The 18470-nt window shown below is 53.5% G+C and carries 18 protein-coding genes; 2 read left to right on the forward strand and 16 right to left on the reverse strand.

What is annotated here, in order from left to right:
* Nucleotides 1–215 precede the first annotated feature (215 nt).
* From WMO44_RS15125 to WMO44_RS11170, 11 genes are all read right to left on the reverse strand, one after another.
* A complete protein-coding gene (locus tag WMO44_RS15125) occupies nucleotides 216–374 on the reverse strand; it encodes a nitrous oxide-stimulated promoter family protein (RefSeq protein ID WP_353963857.1) in 159 nt (52 codons plus the stop codon).
* A 124-nt stretch (nucleotides 375–498) separates the two neighbouring features.
* Complete coding sequence (locus WMO44_RS11125; protein ID WP_154256539.1) at nucleotides 499–1008, reverse strand: ferritin; 510 nt, start codon at nucleotides 1006–1008, stop codon at nucleotides 499–501.
* Nucleotides 1009–1560: 552 nt separating this feature from the next.
* Complete coding sequence (gene trxB, locus WMO44_RS11130) at nucleotides 1561–2490, reverse strand: thioredoxin-disulfide reductase (RefSeq protein ID WP_349152630.1); 930 nt, start codon at nucleotides 2488–2490, stop codon at nucleotides 1561–1563.
* Nucleotides 2491–2504: 14 nt separating this feature from the next.
* Complete coding sequence (gene trxA, locus WMO44_RS11135) at nucleotides 2505–2828, reverse strand: thioredoxin (RefSeq protein WP_154261239.1); 324 nt, start codon at nucleotides 2826–2828, stop codon at nucleotides 2505–2507.
* A 161-nt stretch (nucleotides 2829–2989) separates the two neighbouring features.
* The gene (locus WMO44_RS11140; RefSeq protein WP_349152631.1) at nucleotides 2990–4171 is read right to left on the reverse strand and encodes an FprA family A-type flavoprotein; all 1182 of its coding nucleotides are present in this window, start codon (nucleotides 4169–4171) and stop codon (nucleotides 2990–2992) included.
* Between the two features lie 128 nt (nucleotides 4172–4299).
* Entirely contained in the window at nucleotides 4300–5163 is an 864-nt protein-coding gene (locus tag WMO44_RS11145) for a nitroreductase family protein (RefSeq protein ID WP_349152632.1), read from the reverse strand.
* A gap of 34 nt (nucleotides 5164–5197) precedes the next feature.
* Nucleotides 5198–6241 (reverse strand): ribonucleotide-diphosphate reductase subunit beta, encoded by a 1044-nt coding sequence (locus WMO44_RS11150; protein ID WP_349152633.1) that lies wholly within the window; start codon nucleotides 6239–6241, stop codon nucleotides 5198–5200.
* 10 nt (nucleotides 6242–6251) lie between these two features.
* On the reverse strand, nucleotides 6252–8768 hold the full coding sequence (locus tag WMO44_RS11155; RefSeq protein ID WP_349152634.1) for a ribonucleoside-diphosphate reductase subunit alpha: 2517 nt from the start codon (nucleotides 8766–8768) through the stop codon (nucleotides 6252–6254).
* 165 nt (nucleotides 8769–8933) lie between these two features.
* Nucleotides 8934–10145: an FprA family A-type flavoprotein gene (locus WMO44_RS11160; protein ID WP_349152635.1), complete on the reverse strand. Its 1212-nt coding sequence runs from the start codon at nucleotides 10143–10145 to the stop codon at nucleotides 8934–8936.
* 23 nt (nucleotides 10146–10168) lie between these two features.
* Nucleotides 10169–12082 carry an acyl-CoA dehydrogenase family protein gene (locus WMO44_RS11165; protein WP_349152636.1) on the reverse strand — a complete coding sequence of 638 codons (1914 nt, stop codon included), beginning with the start codon at nucleotides 12080–12082 and terminating at the stop codon, nucleotides 10169–10171.
* A gap of 22 nt (nucleotides 12083–12104) precedes the next feature.
* A complete protein-coding gene (locus WMO44_RS11170) occupies nucleotides 12105–12536 on the reverse strand; it encodes an RrF2 family transcriptional regulator (protein ID WP_097779465.1) in 432 nt (143 codons plus the stop codon).
* A 662-nt stretch (nucleotides 12537–13198) separates the two neighbouring features.
* Here WMO44_RS11170 and WMO44_RS11175 point away from each other — a divergent pair.
* Nucleotides 13199–14278, forward strand: a complete 1080-nt coding sequence (locus WMO44_RS11175) for a GGDEF domain-containing protein (RefSeq protein WP_349152637.1) — start codon at nucleotides 13199–13201, stop codon at nucleotides 14276–14278.
* Between the two features lie 162 nt (nucleotides 14279–14440).
* Here WMO44_RS11175 and WMO44_RS15180 read toward each other — a convergent pair whose 3' ends face one another.
* Nucleotides 14441–14647 (reverse strand): transposase, encoded by a 207-nt coding sequence (locus WMO44_RS15180; RefSeq protein ID WP_470295127.1) that lies wholly within the window; start codon nucleotides 14645–14647, stop codon nucleotides 14441–14443.
* Nucleotides 14648–14936: 289 nt separating this feature from the next.
* Here WMO44_RS15180 and WMO44_RS11180 point away from each other — a divergent pair, with 289 nt between their 5' ends.
* Nucleotides 14937–15227, forward strand: a complete 291-nt coding sequence (locus tag WMO44_RS11180; RefSeq protein ID WP_349152638.1) for a YolD-like family protein — start codon at nucleotides 14937–14939, stop codon at nucleotides 15225–15227.
* A 243-nt stretch (nucleotides 15228–15470) separates the two neighbouring features.
* Here WMO44_RS11180 and WMO44_RS11185 read toward each other — a convergent pair whose 3' ends face one another.
* The 4 genes from WMO44_RS11185 to WMO44_RS11200 all read right to left on the reverse strand — a co-directional run bounded on the left by WMO44_RS11185 (nucleotide 15471) and on the right by WMO44_RS11200 (nucleotide 18457).
* Nucleotides 15471–16259 (reverse strand): DUF975 family protein, encoded by a 789-nt coding sequence (locus tag WMO44_RS11185; protein WP_349152639.1) that lies wholly within the window; start codon nucleotides 16257–16259, stop codon nucleotides 15471–15473.
* 191 nt (nucleotides 16260–16450) lie between these two features.
* The gene (locus WMO44_RS11190; RefSeq protein ID WP_349152640.1) at nucleotides 16451–16786 is read right to left on the reverse strand and encodes a hypothetical protein; all 336 of its coding nucleotides are present in this window, start codon (nucleotides 16784–16786) and stop codon (nucleotides 16451–16453) included.
* A 185-nt stretch (nucleotides 16787–16971) separates the two neighbouring features.
* On the reverse strand, nucleotides 16972–17403 hold the full coding sequence (locus tag WMO44_RS11195; protein WP_005921183.1) for a hypothetical protein: 432 nt from the start codon (nucleotides 17401–17403) through the stop codon (nucleotides 16972–16974).
* Nucleotides 17393–18457 carry an FUSC family protein gene (locus tag WMO44_RS11200; RefSeq protein WP_015536754.1) on the reverse strand — a complete coding sequence of 355 codons (1065 nt, stop codon included), beginning with the start codon at nucleotides 18455–18457 and terminating at the stop codon, nucleotides 17393–17395. The genes WMO44_RS11195 and WMO44_RS11200 overlap by 11 nt, the downstream gene beginning before the upstream one ends.
* Nucleotides 18458–18470 lie beyond the last annotated feature (13 nt).

Here is an 18470-nt window from a genome sequence, read left to right on the forward strand (position 1 = left end):
TCTCGGGAAAATTTAGTGGCACTTTGAATCCTTTCCGAGAGACGCAATGTCGTTTCTTACTACAACTGCATGAGCCGTCTCCTTCCTTACGCAAACACGCCGAACAGCTTCGCCATCCGGGACAGAAGCATAAACAGCTGTGAGAAAAGAGACAGTGCCGATGCAGTTGTAGTAAGAAACGACATTGCGTCTCTCGGAAAGGATTCAAAGTGCCACTAAATTTTCCCGTGCAGGCATCTGTCCCGCCGCTCTCTGGCGTAGTCCAGCAGTGCATTGCACGCCGGACAAAGCGCCTCGCCCCTTGTCCTATGCACGCCACAACAATACCGGCGCACCATGAGGGTAACGGTTTCAATCTCCTTTTCCTTGTTCAAGTTCTGAAGTCCTTTCTGTTTTATACATAGTTAACCATCACTAACCATCTGGTGGAAGAAAAGGCAGGCCACCTGTATGTAGTCTGCCTTTTGCCTGATGCGAAAGCCCGCAGACACGCGGGGCTTACAGCACCAGCGAGGGCGCGGTGTAGACCCGTGCCTTCAGCTCGCTGTTTAGCATATACAGCCCCTTGCTGTCACCGCCGAACAGATCCATCTTGGTAATGAGGTCAGCGGCGTTCTTCTCCTCCTCGCCCTGTTCCTTGATGAACCAGTCCAGCATCTGCATGGTGCGGAAGTCCCTGACCTCGTATGCGGCGGCGTAGATGGCATTGATGCTGGCGGTGACCAGCATCTCGTGTTCCAGTGCTTTTTTCAGCGGGGCCATGTGGTCGCCTCGTTCCCACTCCGGCTTTGCGATAGCCTCAAAGGTGACGTCCTCGCCGTTATTCTGCAAATACTGATAAAACAGCATGGCGTGATCCCGTTCCTCCTGCGCCTGTACCCGGTACCAGTTCTCAAAGCCGTCCAGTCCGACGGCGGCGTAGTAGTTGGCAAAGTCCAGATACAGATAGGCGGAGTAGAACTCCTTATTGATCTGCTCGTTGAGCAGAAGAGATACGTTAGCGTTCATGATACTTCTCCTCCATAAGATTGTCTTTTCCTGCTCCCGGCATGGGGGCAGATATACCGTACCCAGAGCGATGCTGGGATGCTCCCTTTTCATCTCCAGGAACACCTGCTCCGCCTTGGGATGCTGCTGCAGCTCCGTTACGGCGGCCAATATCTCCTCTGCGTATTTTGGGATACCGCCAACTCTCCAAATGCAAGAATGAATCTTATTATTTTGCTTTTATTATACCTATATTTTTTTCTCTGTCAACAAGCACAAAGGGCTTGTGCTCCAAAAGCTGCCTCGAAGCCGATTTTCTCAAATTATGTGACACTGTCACAGTAAAACCGCTTGTCACGCGGTAATACTACGCATAAAAACACAGCCGCAGAGTACATCTGTGGCTGTGTTTTGTGTTCAGTTGCTCACTGTTGTGTGGACTGGATATGGAGAGACAACATATCTCCCGATCTTACATGGGTTATCTTATCTGCCATCACTCTGGCAGTTTGCCTTGCAGATATGGGGCGTATCCGGCCTGACCTTAAACATGGCTTTTTCAATCTACCTCCCTTATCGGTTTTCCGCGATATATTTCTCCGCCATGTGGACTGCCACCGCGCCGTCCGCCACGGCGGTGACCACCTGACGGAGGGGCTTCGTCCGCACGTCGCCCACGGCGTAAACGCCGGGAATACTGGTTTCCGTGGTCTCTCCGGCCACGATATAGCCGCCGCCGTCCAGCGCCAGTTGACCCACCGCCAGCGCCGTGGCGGGCTGTCGGCCCACGCTGACAAATACGCCGTCGCAGTCCACCACGCTTTCCTCACCGGTGACGGTGTCCCGCAGGCGGACGCCGGTCAGCCTGTCCCCGGAAAGCAGCGCGGAAACGACGCTGTTCCAACGGAATTCCACGTTTTCGGCCTGTGCCAGCGGCTCGTGATAGCTCTTGGTGGCCCGCAGGGTGTCTCTGCGGTGGACGAGGATCACTTTTTTCGCCACGCGGCTGAGAAGGAGGGCATCTGCCGCGGCGGAATTGCCGCCGCCCACCACGACCACCGTTTTGCCCTTGTAAAACATCCCGTCGCAGGCGGCGCAGTAGGCCACGCCCCGGCCCAATAGCTCCGTCTCTCCGGCAACGCCCAGCGTTCTGGGATCTGCGCCGGTGGCCAGCACCACGGTTTTCCCCCGGAAGATCCCCTCGCTGGTCTCCACGAGCTTGGGAACCGCCGTCAGATCCATGCGGAGAACTTCCGCGTATTCGCTGCGTGCCCCAAAACGCTCCGCCTGCTTTTGCATCTTCTCCGCCAGAGAGAAGCCGTCTATCCCGTCCTCAAAGCCGGGATAGTTGTCGATCTGCTCGGTCAGGGCCATCTGCCCACCGGCGGACAGTTTTTCCAGCACGATGGTGTCCAGCCCCGCCCGTGCCGCGTACAGGGCGGCGGTGTAGCCGCCCGGGCCGCCGCCCACCACGAGCATATCATAAACATGATTGTTGTTCATATCTGAACCCTCCGTTATTTCGCCAAGGCTTCCTGAATGAAACGGTCGATTTCTGCCTTTGAGCCGGGCGCGGTGATGGAATCCACGGCCTTTCCGTTCCGGTACAGCACCAGAGTTGGGATGTCCTCGATCCCCTCGGCCCCCGCCAGCCGCGGCTCCTCGTCAATGTTGATCTTGCCGACGGCGAGGCTGTCCGCGTATTCCTCTCCGATCTTCTCATACGCGGGGCCGATCCTCCGGCAGTAGCCGCACCAGGGCGCCCAGAAATCCACCAAAACGGGCTTTTCCTCCCGGATCGCCTGCTCAAACTGCTCCTGATTCATGTTCATAGCTGCCATATCTGCCAGCTCCTTTCCTTTGTTTGGGTATTCTCAAGACTCCGGTCTCGCCCCACACCACATCGTGACCTCAACCTGAGATGACGGTACTCTGCCCTTGGGACATAAAGCAGATGAGTAAGACCATCATCTGTACGAGAATAGCTGCGGTTTGTTGCAGCTTATTCTGCGCAGAGCTCAGCCACCAGAGCGTCCATCTGCGCTTCGCTGGTTTGGTTCAATGCACCACGCAGAGACACTACCGTTTCGTAAAGGTGGATATCCTTCATCTCCTCCAATTTGGTGCGCATCAGCCGCGCGGCAGCAGGTGCCCAAGAGCCGTCTTCAATAAGGCCAACCCGGCGGTTTCGGAATCCCTTTGTCCGTAAATGTTCCAAAAACTCCCTCATGGGCGGAAACAGTCCTCCGTCATAGGTGGAGCTGGCTAAAACCAACTTCCCGCAGTAGAATGCACTGGCAACAGCGTAGGAAAGATCTGTCACAGTGAGATCACATATGTTGACCTGTACGCCTTTTTTCTCTAATTTACCCTTGAGGGTCTTCGCCGCATGGGCAGTATTTCCATGGATGGATGCGTGGGCAATCAGTATGCTCTCCGATTCTTCTGGTTCCCATTGTGACCAGAGATCATAGAACCGCAGACACTCCTCCAGCCCTTCTGTAAGCACGGGACCATGGAGCGGGCAGATCGTTTTGATCTCCAGCGCGGAGATTTTTTTCAGCAGCGCCTGCACCTGTGCACCATACTTTCCGATGATGTTGTAATAATACCGCCGGGCCTGCGGCGCCCAGGGGGCACGGGCAGTCCGTTCCAGTGAACCGAAGCGGCCGAAGGCATCCGCCGAGAACAGGATCTTTTCCTCCTCTTCATACGCTGTCATCACCTCCGGCCAGTGTACCATCGGCGCCAGCAGAAAGCGCAGCCGGTGCAAACCCAAGGAAAGCGTATCTCTTTCGCCAACCTCCAGCATACGGTCTTCCGACAATGCACCTGTGCCGAAGAACTGCTTGATCAGGGTAAATGTTTTCGCGTTTCCCACGATCTTCATCTCCGGGTACTTTTGTGCCAGCCGCATGAGGCTGCCGGAATGATCCGGCTCCATGTGTGTAACCACAAGATAGTCGGGCCTGCGCCCCTCCAACACACGCGCCACATTGGAAAGCCATTCTTCCGTTGCCCGTGCGTCCACGCTGTCCATCACGGCAATCTTCTCATCCAGAATGACATAGGAGTTGTAGCTCACTCCCATAGGCTGGACGGGGTACTGGTTTTCAAAGAGTGCCAATGTGTTATCATCCACCCCTACATAGCGGATGGCATCTGTTACCGTTTGGATAGCCATATAAAATATACCTCCTATTTTCCTTACTCAGACTCTGACTGATAGGTTCTTCTTTTCTAACGAAACATACGCTCAACCGCGGATCGACGGTCGCGCATTTTACCGTTGCCTTGCTTCCCCCAGAGTCGTTACATGTGGTACACCGCAGCGGAGCGAAGTCCTTCCGGCAGGCCGTCGGGCGCAGCAGGTGAAAGTTCCCAGCGTACCTGCCCCGCCCACTGGGAGGCGACGGCGGAGAAGTGGAGCATGACAATACCGAGATCCAATGCGGCATCCAAATTATCGGTGTAGGCATCCTCCTGCTGCACCAAATAGATGCTGTGATCCTGCACAAGGAAGCCATAGGGCTGACGGTTGAGATAGCTGGGGGAGAGCGAAGCGGCGTAGAAGGACTGCCAGAGCATATTGTCGTAGAAGTCCATCATCTCGTCAAGCCCAGACTTGTTGCTCCAGCTCCCCATGTGAACCAAATCGTTCACGCCCTTTTTGGGCGCGTAGTACTGCTGCTCGGCCCGCACATCGATCTGAGACATACTTAGGATATTCAGCCGCAGCTTTTTTGCGGTCTTTTCCCCGTAGCCAAAGGCAACGATTGCCGCCACCTCTAACGGGGTGGCGAGAGACAGTGCCTTTTTGATTTTGTCGCTGTCGGTGAAGGTCATCCAGCAGGTGTCAATGTCCAACTCAGTCAGCTTGAGGACGAGATCTTCCATCATGTAGCCGGCGTTGATGGCCGCATAGGAATGCGGGGCAGACATAAGGAGCAGGTAATGCGGTGCTCCGATGAGAAATTGATTATAGCCCGCTGAGCTCTCCAGCGCCGGCTGTGCATCCTTGTCCAAGACGATCAACTCCGTTGCAATCTCCGGGACAAGACGGGGGCAGGTCTTTTCATAGTAGGATCTGAGCTGGCCGATAGCCTCGCTCGGAACTTCCTTTTCGCGGAATGCGTGAACGGATCTGCGATTTTGAATCATAGCGCTGTAATTCATAGTAATATCTCCTATTCTAATGTCTTTGGTTTTCTTATAAATCGTCTATCAGTGCGGTGCTCTTGGCGTAGGCGGTACTGCGTGCCTCAAAGAAATCGGTCTTGACCATGTTGGCGTCGGCGTACTGGCTGACCCATTCCATGCTCTCCGGTTCGCTCTCAAAGCCTGGATACAATGCGGGATAGCCAAGGCTCGTCCAGCGGAGGTTGCCGAGATAGCGGATGTAATCGCTGATCATCTGCCGGTTCAGCCCCGGGATGTCGTCGCCGATCACATAATGCCCCCATGCGATCTCCTGCTCCACGCCCTCACGCATCATCTCGCGCAGCGCTTGTACGCTCTCGGCGGTGAACAACTCCGGCTGCTCCTTTTGCAGCTCCGTGATGATATTGCGGAACAGCCACAAGTGCGTGTTCTCATCGCGGTTTATGTAGCGAATCTCCTGCGCCGAGCCGGGCATCTTCCCGTTTCGGGAGAGATTGTAGAAGAACATAAAGCCGCTGTAAAAATAGATGCCCTCCAAAATATAGTTTGCCATCATCACGCGCAGCAGCGTGGGAGCGTCCTTCCGCTCCTGAAACTCGTTGTAGCAGTCCCCAATGAAGGTGTTGCGGCGCAGCAGATGCTCGTCCGTTTTCCATTGGTAGAGGATGTCATTGCGCTCCACGGGGGAACAGATGGTGTCGAGCATATAGCTGTAGCTCTGTGAGTGGACACACTCCTGAAACGCCTGAATGGACAGGCAGAGATTGACCTCGTTGGCGGTAATGTAGGCGCCGATATTAGGCAGGTTCGCTGTCTGAATGGAATCCAAAAAGACAAGAAAACTCAGAATTTTATCGTAGGCGCTGCGCTCGGCTGACAGCAGGCGTGGATAGTCCTTCACATCCTGCGAGAGATTGATCTCCTCAGGGATCCAAAAGTTGTTCATGGCCTGCCGGTACCAGTCGCTGACCCAAGCGTACTTCATATTGTTGAAGTCGTTGAGGTTTGTGGTATTGCCGCCGATCATGCGCCGCAGGCGCACATCAGGGTTGCCCTCTGGGTTAAAGAGGGGCTTTTTCTTCAGTTCCGTCATGCTATCCTCCTTATGACGAGCAGCTTTCGCAGGCCTCGACCTCAAGGGCCTTGCTGCGGACATAGTAAATGGTCTTGACGCCGGCCCTCCACGCCTCCAAATACAGTCTGAGCACCTGACGCATGGAATAGTCGTTGGTGATATAGAGATTCATGCTCTGCGCCTGGTCAATATGTCTCTGGCGAAGGCCCGCGGCGCGTACCGACCAGCTTTGGTCGATTAGATGCGCTGCCTTATAGTACCACCATGTGTCCATAGAAAGCTCCGGAGCAACGCGGGGCAGCATGCTGCCCTTTTTTTCCTCTAAAAAGAATTTCTTCATAATTGGATCTATGCCCGCCGACGTGCCGGAGAGGATAGATGTGCTGGAGGTCGGTGCGACCGCCAGCAGATAGGCGTTGCGCATTCCCTGCACCGCCACCGTTTTCGCAAGCGCCCGCCACTTTTCGGAGGTATAACCCCGCTTTTCAAAATACGCGCCCGTCTGCCAGTCGCTGCCCTCAAAGAGCGCGTAACGACCCTTTTCCCGTGCCAGAGCTGTGTCCGCCTTGACAGCGGCGTAGTTGATGAGCTCGAACACTGCGTCGGTGAAGGCAAGGTGCTCATCGCTCTCCCAGTGGATGCCGCGCTTTGCCAGCATGTGGTGGTAGCCGCTGACGCCCAGGCCGATGCTGCGGTACTTCTGATTGGTAAGCCGCGCGTATTCCAACGGGTAGAAGTTGAGGTCGATCACATTATCCAGTGCGCGGATGGCCGTTTCCACCGTGCGTTCCATATAGGCCTCGTCCTCCACCGGCAGATTACCGAGAGACAGACTCGCCAGATTGCAGACCACAAACTCACCTGGGCGTGTGGCCGTCACCACAATTGTGTCGCCGTTCTCCGTGTGCACCTCAGTGCTGATGTGCTCGATGGGTGCCATGTTCTGCGCGATCTCCGTACAGAGATTGGAGCAATAGATCATTCCCGTGTGGCCGTTTGGGTTCATATGATTTACACTGTCGCGATTGAAAGCGAAGGGTGTGCCGGTCTCCACTGCCGAGCGAAGCACCAGCCGCACGATGTCCTTGACGGTGACGCTGCGCTTTTCGATGCGCGGGTCATTGACGCAGTCCAGATACCGCTTCTCCCATTCTGTACCCCAGTAATCCTCCAGTGCGTAGCCCTTGACCGTGAGGATCTCATGCGGACACATGAGATGCCACGGCGCGTCTATGTTCTCCTCCGCCAGTCGCCAGAAGAGATCCGGATAGCACACGGCGGGAAACACATCATGTGCCTTCATGCGGTCGTCGCCGTTGTTGGTGCGCAGTTGAAGGAATTCCGGCAGATCCCGGTGCCATGCGTCTAAGTAAACCGCCACAGCGCCCTGCCGCATCCCCAACTGATCCACCGCCACGGCGGTGTCGTTGACCAGCCGGATCCAGCGGATAACACCGCCCGCCGCCCCTTGAAAGCCGCGGATGGTGCTGCCTGCAGCGCGCACCTTACCGAAGTACATCCCCATTCCACCGCCGAATTTAGAGACCTTTGCGAAGTTGTCCAGCGAGCGGTAGATGCCGTCCAGACTGTCCAGCACAGTGTCCACAAAGCAACTTGAAAGCTGATGGTAGGGCTTTCGTGCGTTGGACATGGTAGGTGTCGCCATCGTGACCTCCATACGGCTGAGCATATCGTAAAAGCGTTTTACCCACCCCATGCGATCAGAGCCTTCGTTCATAGCAAGATGCAGCGCGATACCCAAAAACATCTCCTGCGGTGTTTCCAGCGGCGCGCGGCTGCGTGACTGGATCACATAGCGTTTGAGCAGCAGGTCAAGGCCGGAGTAGGTGAACAGCTCGTCCCGTTCCGGGCAGAGAAAGTCCTCCGCCATGGCAATTTCCTCGTGGGTATAGTGGGCAAGGATATAGTCACCGTAGAGTCCCTTATCCGTCAGATAGCGAAGCTTGCCATAGAGGTCGCCGACGCCGCGCCCCTCCCATTCCTGTGCGTTGCGACAGCGAAAGGAGTGGTTCAGAAGCCGCGCCGCGATGAACTCCCACTTGGGTGCCTCTGCCGTAGTCAGCTCTACCGCCGCCTTGGTCAGAGCCTCAGCCCGCTCATCCTCCGTCATACCCAGACGACAGAAACTCTCAAACTTCATTTGAAGCGCCGCGAGGGAGTAGACTTCCTCGGTAAAATCCATCTGGATGCGGCGCAGCACCTCGTCAAGCGAGTCATCCCCCACCGTCCGCGCGATGGTATGCCGGACACGGCGCAGCGCAGACCGCTTTTCGCGGTAGAGGATGTACGCCTTGGCCACCTCATAGTGTCCGCGCTCCATGAGCGTTCGCTCCACCTCGTCCTGCACACGTTCTACGGTGAGCGGCACTGTGACGGAGAGATTGTTGAGAACGGTGGCGAGGATCTCATCCATCTCTCTGCTTCCGATCTCCTTGCCCTGTCCGTCAAACGCCTTTTTCATGGCGTTGAAAATTTTCTCCTGTTGAAAGGGAACAGACTCCCCGTTTCGTTTTCTGATCTCCATTTCGATCCTCTCATCTTCTCCGGTCACTTCTCATGTCCTTTTGGGCAAAGAGCGGGCAAGCGCAGTATCACGCTTGCCCGCTCTGTTTTTGAAAGCCGGTTTTTCTGCAGCCGACGCGGTGGGGCTGTTTGTTGTCTGTTGTCTTGGTTTTGGCTTTCCTGCCAGTTACTTCATAGATTCCAGAATGGCGTCCGCCAGTGCTTCCAGCTCAGTGCGCTTGTCCGTGCCCATGGACGAGGCGAGGCTGAGCCGCTCGTTGAGCACCGTCATGTTCTTAAGCTCATTGTTGACGAATTTCTGCATGAGGTCACCGGACTTCACCGCCCATGAGCCGTTTTCAATGATGGCAAAGGTGCGGTTTTGCAGATTCAGTGCCTTCATATCCATGAGGAAGTCATGCATGGCGGGGTAGATGCCGAGGTTGTAGGTCACAGAGGCCAGGACAATGTGACTGTACTTAAACGCCTCGGAGATCAGCTGGGAGACATGAGTGGAGGACACATCGTACATCGCCACCTTGCTCATGCCCTTATCGCAGAGCGACGTCGCCAGCGCCTGCGCCGCGTTCTCCGTGTTGCCGTACATAGAGGCGTAGACGATGAGCACGCCCTGGGTCTCAGGGGCATAGCGGCTCCATGTGTCGTACTTTTCAATGAACCAGCCCAGATCCTTGCGCCACACGGGGCCGTGGAGCGGGCAGATGTACTTGATCTGATCCAAAACGCCGCTGGCCTTTTTCAGCAGGAGCTGGATGTGGGGGCCGTACTTGCCCACGATGTTGGTAAGGTAGCGGCGGGCGTCGTCCAGCCAGTCCCGCTCGAAGTCCACCTCGTCGGCGAACAGCTTGCCGTCCAGCGCGCCGAAGGTGCCGAAGGCGTCGGCGGAAAAAAGGACGCCGTCGGTGACGTCGAGGGTCACCATGGCCTCCGGCCAGTGAACCATAGGCGCGCCCACAAAGGTGACGGTGTGCTTGCCGAAGGAGAAGGTATCGCCCTCCTTCACCTCGATGCACTCATGTCCGTCCACATGGAAGCCGAACTGCCGCATGAGCATGAATGCCTTCTCGTTGGAGATCAGTTTCACCTTGGGATGGCGCAGCAGGATCTCCTCGATGCAGGCGGCGTGATCCGGCTCCAGATGGTTGACCAACAGGTAGTCCAGCTCGCGGCCATCCAGCACATACGCCAGATTTTCCAAAAGCTGGCGGCAGGCAGACCAGTCCACCGTGTCAAAGAGCACCGTCTTTTCATCCAGCAGGCAGTAGGCGTTGTAGCTTACGCCCCGGGGAATGGGAAAGCAGTTTTCAAACAGGGCCAGGCGATGGTCGTTGGCGCCCACCCAGTAGAGGTCGTTCGTTACTTTACGCACGCAATACATCTTATCTTACCTCCTTCACGGCCTCAAGCCTTTACAAATTGATCCTTCGTCTCCGCGCACTCGGGACACACCCACTCGGTGGGAAGCTGCTCAAAGAGCGTACCGGGCGCGATCTCGCCGTCCTCGTCGCCCAACTCCGGCACATACTCGTAGCCGCAGCCGCTGCAGACGTAGCGGTCGCCGATGGGGGCGGGCTTCGGCGGCGTGGGCCGCTTCATCTTTACCATGGGCGGCGCGGGCAGCTTTTCGCCGCTATCCAGCGCGGCAGTGAGCAGGGGCAGGATCTCCTCCACATCGCCCACGATGCCGTAGTCGCAGTTCTTGAAGATAGGCGCGTTACCGTTCTTATTGATGGCCACGATGGTGGAGGCGTCCTTGATGCCCTTAAGGTGCTGGGATGCGCCGGAGATGCCGCAGGCGATGTACAGATTGCCGGTGAACTTCTGACCGGACATACCCACATAGCGGTTCAGCGGCAGATATTTGAGAGTCTCCGCCACAGGGCGGGAAGAACCGATGGCCGCGCCGGCGGCCTTGGCCAGCGACTCTACCAGTTTCATGTTCTTTTTCTCCCCGATGCCCTTGCCCGCGGAGACCACCCGCTCCGCCTGCGGGATGGGCGTATCCATAGGGATGCCGACGGAGAAGTCGTGACCATCCTTCTTCAGCGCCGCCACAAGGTCGGCCACCTGCTGGGCAGCATCCCCCTCCCGGAAGATAGTCTTTTTGCGAATGCCGGTGATGGGCGCGGGTTTCTTGGCCGCCGAACGGCTCTCGCCGCCGGAGCTCTTGCCCAGCCTGCCCAACAGATGAGAGGCGATGACCACCCGCTGGATCTCGTTAGTGCCCTCGTAGAGGGTGGTGATCTTGGCGTCGCGGTAGGCCCGTTCCACCTCCATGCCCTTGAGGTAGCCGCTGCCGCCGTAGATCTGCAAGGCATCGTTGGTGACCTCCAGCGCGATGTCCGAGGCGTACATCTTCGCCATGGCGGACTCCATGCCGTAAGGCGCGTGCTGCTCCTTCAGCTCCGCCGCGGAGTAGATGAGGAACCGGGCGCAGCGCAGCTTGGTTGCCATATCCGCCAGCTTGAAGGCGATGCTCTGCTGGGCCGCGATGGGCTTGCCGAACTGGACGCGCTCCTTGGAATAGCTCAACGCGTGTTCAAACGCGCCCTGGGCGATGCCCAGCGCCTGCGCGGCGATGCCGATGCGTCCGCCGTCCAGCGTGGACATGGCAATCTTGAAGCCCTCGCCCTCCTTGCCCAATAGGTTTTCCTTGGGAACCTTCACGTCGTTGAAGATCAGCTCCGCCGTGGAGGAGGAGCGAATACCCATCTTGTCATAGTGGTCGCCGAACTCAAAGCCCTTCCAGCCCTTCTCCACGATGAAAGCGGAGATGCCCCGGGTGCCGATGTCCGGCGTGGTGACGGCGAAAACCACATAGGTGTCCGCCTTAGGGGCGTTGGTAATGAAGATCTTGCCGCCGTTGAGGAGGTAGTAGTCCCCCTTATCCAGCGCCGTGGTCTCCGTGCCGCCGGCGTCGGATCCGGCGTTGGTCTCCGTAAGGCCGAAGGCGCCGATCTTCTCGCCCTTGGCCAGCGGAACCAGATATTTCTTCTTCTGCTCCTCGGTGCCATAGGCGAAAATGGGCCATGAGCCGAGGGAGACGTGGGCGGAGAGGATTACGCCCGTGCCGCCGTCCACACGGGCCAGCTCCTCCACCGCGATGGCGTAGCTCAGAGCATCAAGACCGGCACCGCCGTACTCCTTGGGGTAGGGAATGCCCATCCAGCCTAGCTTACCCAGCTTCTTGACAGCCTCCTCGGGAAACTCATTGTTCTGATCCATTAAAAATGCGAGGGGCTTGATCTCCTCCTCCGCAAAACTCCGGATCTTCGCGCGCAGCTCTTCGTGCGCCGACGTGGTTTGAAACAGCATACGGGTACCTCCTTTTAAAATTTTACAGCTTGCTTGTATCTTGGGGATCGGATCCGCCGGTCAGCAGCCTGCGCAGGCTCACGGCACGGAACGCCTCGTCCTGCTTTTGCTGCAAGGCCGCCAGCTGACAGTGGATGGCGCACCGCCCATGCTTGTCCTGCCAGCGGCATTCATATCCCGGCTCCATGCAGGCGCACAGGATGCCCCGCTCCCCCACGACCCCCATGAGATCGTAGAGGGAGGTCGCGTCCAGATCGCAGGACAGCGCGCAGCCGCCGAGAGCGCCGCGGCTCACCCGCACCAAATTGCCGGCGGAGAGCTTGCGCAGAATCTGGTAGGCAAACTGATTGGGGATCAATTCCGTTTCCGACATCTCGGCCACCGAATGCTTCTCCCCGTCCATCAGCACCCGCAAAATGCGCAGCGCGTAGTCCGTCTCTTTGGTGATGATCATGCTCCACATCCTCTTTTCGCTTGCTTGTTAATACCATCATATCAATCTTGATAAAATTTGTCAAGATAATTTCAAAAAAAATATCGCTTTAATACAGACCACCCCAGCCCGGGTCAGCTTCGCTTTCCATTCAGCGAAAAGCCATGTTACTTACAATTATAGAAGCCGAAAAAGTTGTGCCGTGGCAGTCCGCCGAAAGCAGAAAAGACTATGCCTGAAAACCAGAAAGCGGAGAAATTGGTTGGGGCTCGCAGGGGTCGCCCATCCAAGGCGGATGAGGCGATCCCTGACAAGCCTAAGCCATCCAACCGAAACAAGCAATAAAGTGCGTGCTTTTTATTTTATATTAGTTAGACCGCTTGAGACTGGTGTCGTAGGTCACAAAAGTTACATTTTGTTGTTCAGCTATTCATCTATCTTTCGTGGGCATATGAAATTCTACTGTTTTTGAGCATTAAACGCGCTTTGAGTTTGTAGCAAGGCTCAAAAAACCAGCCCCGCAGCAGGGGAAAAATATAGACTATTTTATCATGCTGATCATTCTTGGGAGACAGTAGAAAAATTTCCATTGTTATTGACATGATGTGCGTTACAGAGTAAAGTATTCATCAAGACTGATTCGCAATAAAGAATATCATGGTCGTTCCGTGATCGAGGTCGTTATGATAAAAGGAAATGTAAAAATAGATCGCAAAAATCTCATCAGCATCCTGCAAAGCTGCCTTGTGCTGATTTTGGTGATCCTTGTCGCTCTGATGATGGTCGAGATCGGCAACCTGAAGGGCACGGCCCGCGTCATCAATTATGCCGGGCTGGTGCGCGGAGCCACGCAGCGGGCGGTAAAGCTGGAGATCACAGGCACCCGAAACGATGAGTTGATCGCGTATTTAGACGATATTTTAAGCGATCTGACATCCGGGGATGGGCACTACGAATTGGTAAAGCTCAAGGACGCGGCCTATCAGGAAAGGCTGGACATCCAGAGTGCCTACTGGGAGTGGCTCAAGGCGGAGGTCGCGGCGGCCAGACAGCGTGGATATGAGAACACCCAAATCGTTGCCATGAGCGAGACCTATTTTGAAATGGCGGACGAAACGGTGTCTGCCGCGGAACACTATTCAGAAAAGATCGCCATGAAGATCCGCACTATTGAGATCCTCTCGGCACTGGATATGCTGTGCCTGGTGATCCTGATCATGCTCCAGACCGCCATGGCACTGAAAATGGCCCGGAAAAACCAACTGCTGGAGCAGAAGGCATACATTGACATCCATACCGGCCTGCCCAACAAAGGCTCCTGCGAGGAGCTTCTCAACAACAGGGAAATTCTCCGGGAGCCTACGGCCTGCGTCATATTTGACCTGAACAATCTGAAAACCGTCAACGATACGAGGGGTCATTCGGCGGGTGACCAACTGATCCTGAGCTTTGCCCGGCTTTTACGCCGGGTGATCCCGGAAAAGCATTTCGTGGGCAGATACGGCGGCGACGAATTTATGGCGGTCATTTACCATACGGACCGGCAGGAGGTGGAGGGCATACTGGACAGTCTGCGCAGGGAAGCCGACGCTGCAAACCGTGACGGCAATCAGCTTCCTCTCAGCTACGCCTACGGTTGGGCGATCTCCGCCGATTATGAAGGCTGCATCATGCAAACGCTGCTGGACAAGGCCGACTATTGCATGTACGAAAATAAGCGAGCCTACTACGCCACCCACGACCGGAGAGCGCCCAGGTCATAAGGCTCTTTTCAAACGAAAAACAGCAAGAACGAATTCGTCGCCACTATTGCGAAAAAAGCCTGGCCTGACGAAGAAAGGACAGGGAGGCGGCACTGAACGTCCACGTCGCAGTTGTGATGGAGGTACTGAAGGCTGGTGGCAGCGTGCAGTTCATTAGCTTCGTTAGCTTTGAGGTGAAGGGGTGCGCTGCCCGATCTGCCGGTTCGATGGTTTGCTGTACAGGAAACTCACCAGCAGGTACTTTACGATGAACGCTGGGGCGAGGGGCGGACGACTATCTTCTTTGCTGCACAACTGCACCATTTTCTCATACACGGACGGTAGATCCAGCACTGCCTCACATTTCCGGAGGATGGTCTCCTGCTGCATTAGATACTCGATTAATCCGCCAAGCTGATCTGGCCATTGCTGTAACGATACATAGCTGCCCTCCAGGTACAAGGTTTTTGCTGGATTTTTTCCAGTTCTCTTGCTCCAATTATACCACAGATTGGCCTCTATGGATTGAAATATAAGGCTTTTTCTTTTATTCAGTGCATATTAAGTTAGGATGTGCAGTAGATGCTCCATTTTAGCGTTTATCTGGAGATTGCCAAAGGATAAATAGAAGCAGTATTATGATGAGCAGCTTGCCGCAGAAAAGCAGCGCACCGAGCGTGTGCCCAAGCGCATTTTGACCGAGGAAGAAATGTCGGCTCTGTCCAATCGGCTGATGCAGGTCACCAAGGGCATGACCATCACAGTGCGGTATTTCAAAGAGGATACCGCCCACCCGGAGATTCCAGCAGTGGGTAACTACATCACACTGACCGGAAAAGCAGACCGCATCGACCCGGTGTTCCGCACCTTGCAAGTGGGCGACACCGTGGTGCCCTTTGAAGATCTGGTGGAAATCAGCGGGGAGGGCATCATGGAGATCGACCAATATCTCGGCATCTCAGAGGAATAAAAAACGCTGGGAGAGATCTCCCAGCGCAAGCAGTCCTAATCGCGGTATCGATATGTGCCAAGCCAAAGCGGACCCAGCACCCACAACCAGGGCAACGAAACCACTCTCGTCACTTTTTATACCGTAAGCACCAGCGTTAAAGCAAACAAGAGGGTCATTGTAATTATTTCGGAACGGTCAGGTTTCTTCTCCATACGCAGATTACCTCGAAAATCCAGTTACACCTGAGAAATAGTATAAAAATCAAGATGCTTCATCCGGTTCGGCAGGTGCTGTGGTAACATCGCGGTAGAAAGTGGCCCATGCAGCTTCCTCATAGGGGCGCACGAAGAAAAAGCCAATGCTTAATGGAATTGTCAGAAGAAGAACAAGAGAAATCGCCATAGCCTCTGAACCGGAGAAATATCTGAGAATCAGAAAATACCCGATATACAGTGGCAGCGCACAGAGCAGTTCCCAGCCAATGAAGCTGAAATCCAGACAGAACAGCCGCCATTTGTTGCCGTCCATGATCCGCCGGGATTCTGTGATTGCTTCATTTGCGGTCAGCGAAGGATGCTCGGACATGATGTAAGGTGTCATCGCATAGCTATATGTTTTCACGATTCCCGGAATCACCAACAGCAGCGACCAGAGGGCGATGTACAGACCCTGCAGGAAGTTCATGCAGAAGCCATCCCACAGACGGTCTTTCTGAGAGAACAGATCCGAGATGGCCGCATCCTTTCCATCTACAAGGTTCAGATTAAAACGAGCATATCCCAGTTGAACTGCACCGCCCACGATCAGTTGGAGGATTGCCCACAGACCAATGCCGACAAGCAAAACAGCAAGCAGCCGACCGCCGTTTGGCTGGGCGAACAGGTTAAAATGAATGTCCTTTGCCTGATTGGAATTGGAAACGACACTGTTGGAACTGCTCACAATGGTAGCACCGAGCGCACTGGCGGCAATACCTGTCAGAACAGCAGTTTTCCATTTTCCGCGCAGAGCATCGAGAGCGAGCATACGATAGTCGGCAGATATTTTCATAAAAGCAACCTCCTGTCTGAAAATGGCAAGTATGTGTGAAAAGGAATATGATATGCCACTTTAATTTAGATACGTTTAAAACGCTGAAAAAATTGCAGCATGAATGAAAAAGAGGCTGTTGCACCGGCTTTTATCCGTGTGCAACAGCCCCTTCCTTTACTTCAGCAGCTTGTCCAGTTCATCATATTGCATTACTGGAGCTTTGCAAGGATTTCTTCAGCCGTCATACCGCTGGCAAGCAGCTTCTTCAGCACATCTTCTGCTTCGCCTTTCTTTGCTTCTTCTGCTGCCTTTGCTTCGACGGCAGCTTTTTTGTTTTCGGCTTTGGTAAGTTCCTTGGTGGCGGCTTTCAATTCTGCTTTCTTGGCTTTCAGCTGCGTCTTCAGATCATCGAGATTTGTAGTCAGCGCAGCAACCTCAGATTCGATTTTTTCCTTTTCGGCGGTCTTTTCTGCAACGACGGCTGCATAATCAACGTTGGCATTTACAATACGGGTCTTATTCTTGCTTCCCTTGGGTCTTGCCATAATAATTTCCTCCCATACAGTGAAATAATTTGATACTTACAAGTATATTCCAAATAGTCAGAATTGCAATAGGTAACCTGAGCTGTTTTCAACTGCTACTGTGCCACATCAGAAGGTAGGGCTTCATAATGGCAAGATACTTATCGCGTGCAGAACTTTCGTGCATATGCTTCTTGAGAATCCATCTAGTGAATACCGACACCCTCCATGATCTTTTCTATCCAATTTGTGGAAGAATCATTTTTCTCACTAAATGACCCCAAATAATGTGACGAACTCTCAACCTCTATTATTACACCATCCGGCATTCTGTATTTTTCTAAACTGAGATTCAAACCTTTAAGTGGGATTGTTCTAGCCAGTTGAGGGATAGAAACTGTATGGAGAATATCAATTTTTGATAAACCTCTATACGTTTCTGTCTTTTCGGCTTCACTTAGCAACCGTTCTGCATACTGATTTGAAATAACCTGTATGCGAAATTGTTCTTTTTCATCCTCGGTCATCTCAAGTGGAACGCCGTGCAATGTGTCTACAATATAGGACGAAATTTTAGCGAAGTGCTCGTCAAAATCAGTAGTATTCAAATTTTCTTCCTGATTCACTTCACTCTGCATGTACGGTCACCTCACTTTCCTTTTTTTTAGGCATAAACCAATAAAACATAACACAAAATGCTAAAGCAAACACAACACCAAAAACATTTTGACTCACTCTAAGACTAACCGCTCCTTGTAGTCCATATGTCTCTGCAGCAATGGCTAAAGCACCAAATGTGTTAAATACTGCCTGCCAGCCATATTGTGCTGAAAATCCTACACCGATTCCACCAAGAATTCCTATATATGCATAGATTGACGAAGGAAGCAGAAAATATAATACTGTAAAACATATAACACCTGCAATATTTCCGACAATCCTTTTACGGACTCTGTAGTGCATATCTTCCATAGACGGCAAAATCACGGACATGGCCGCAATACCAGCCCACATTGCACGTGGCATATTACAAAGTTCTGCAATGCAAAGGACAATCGGTACGCATAAAATCTGACATATCTGCCATTTTGTTCTGGAAGAAGTGATATCAAATTCTTGTATCAGATCTTTCAGATTTCTTTTATAAGTTCTGTTTTTATGATTTCGATAAAATACGAAGCAGGTAAGTGCTGCACCTAAAGCCATTCCGACTAATCGCATCTGATAGCTTTTTCCCGTAACATCATAACCATATAGCAGCAGATACCCAAGAACCAATGTAGATTGATTAAACATGGATGGATTATGGCATCCGAACAGAATCAACACAGCCAGTGCCGCAATATTTAACAGCATTCCCAATACCGGTGAAAACTGATTTGCTAAATGCGGACATACAGTCATAATTACAAAGAACAAAGCCAAAAGCATCGTAGATTGTCCGGTGTGGATCCCCAGATCCGCATTCCTAAACACCATGAGACATAATAAGACTACTACACCTACAATGCTGTTCTCATTTCCAAATAGGATGCTGAAAATACTAACAAAGAAAAAACAAAATGCCATTGTAGCAGCTATCTTCACCAGATATACCCACATATGATATAGTTTTTCTTTTAGTGTTTCACTCTTTTTCAACAGGTTTTTAGAACCTGCCTGATTTAACTGCAACTCCTGATAAAATGTCATATAAATCCTCCCA

Origin of the sequence: Faecalibacterium tardum (assembly GCF_040096515.1) — a bacterium.
Classification (GTDB): domain Bacteria; phylum Bacillota; class Clostridia; order Oscillospirales; family Ruminococcaceae; genus Faecalibacterium; species Faecalibacterium tardum.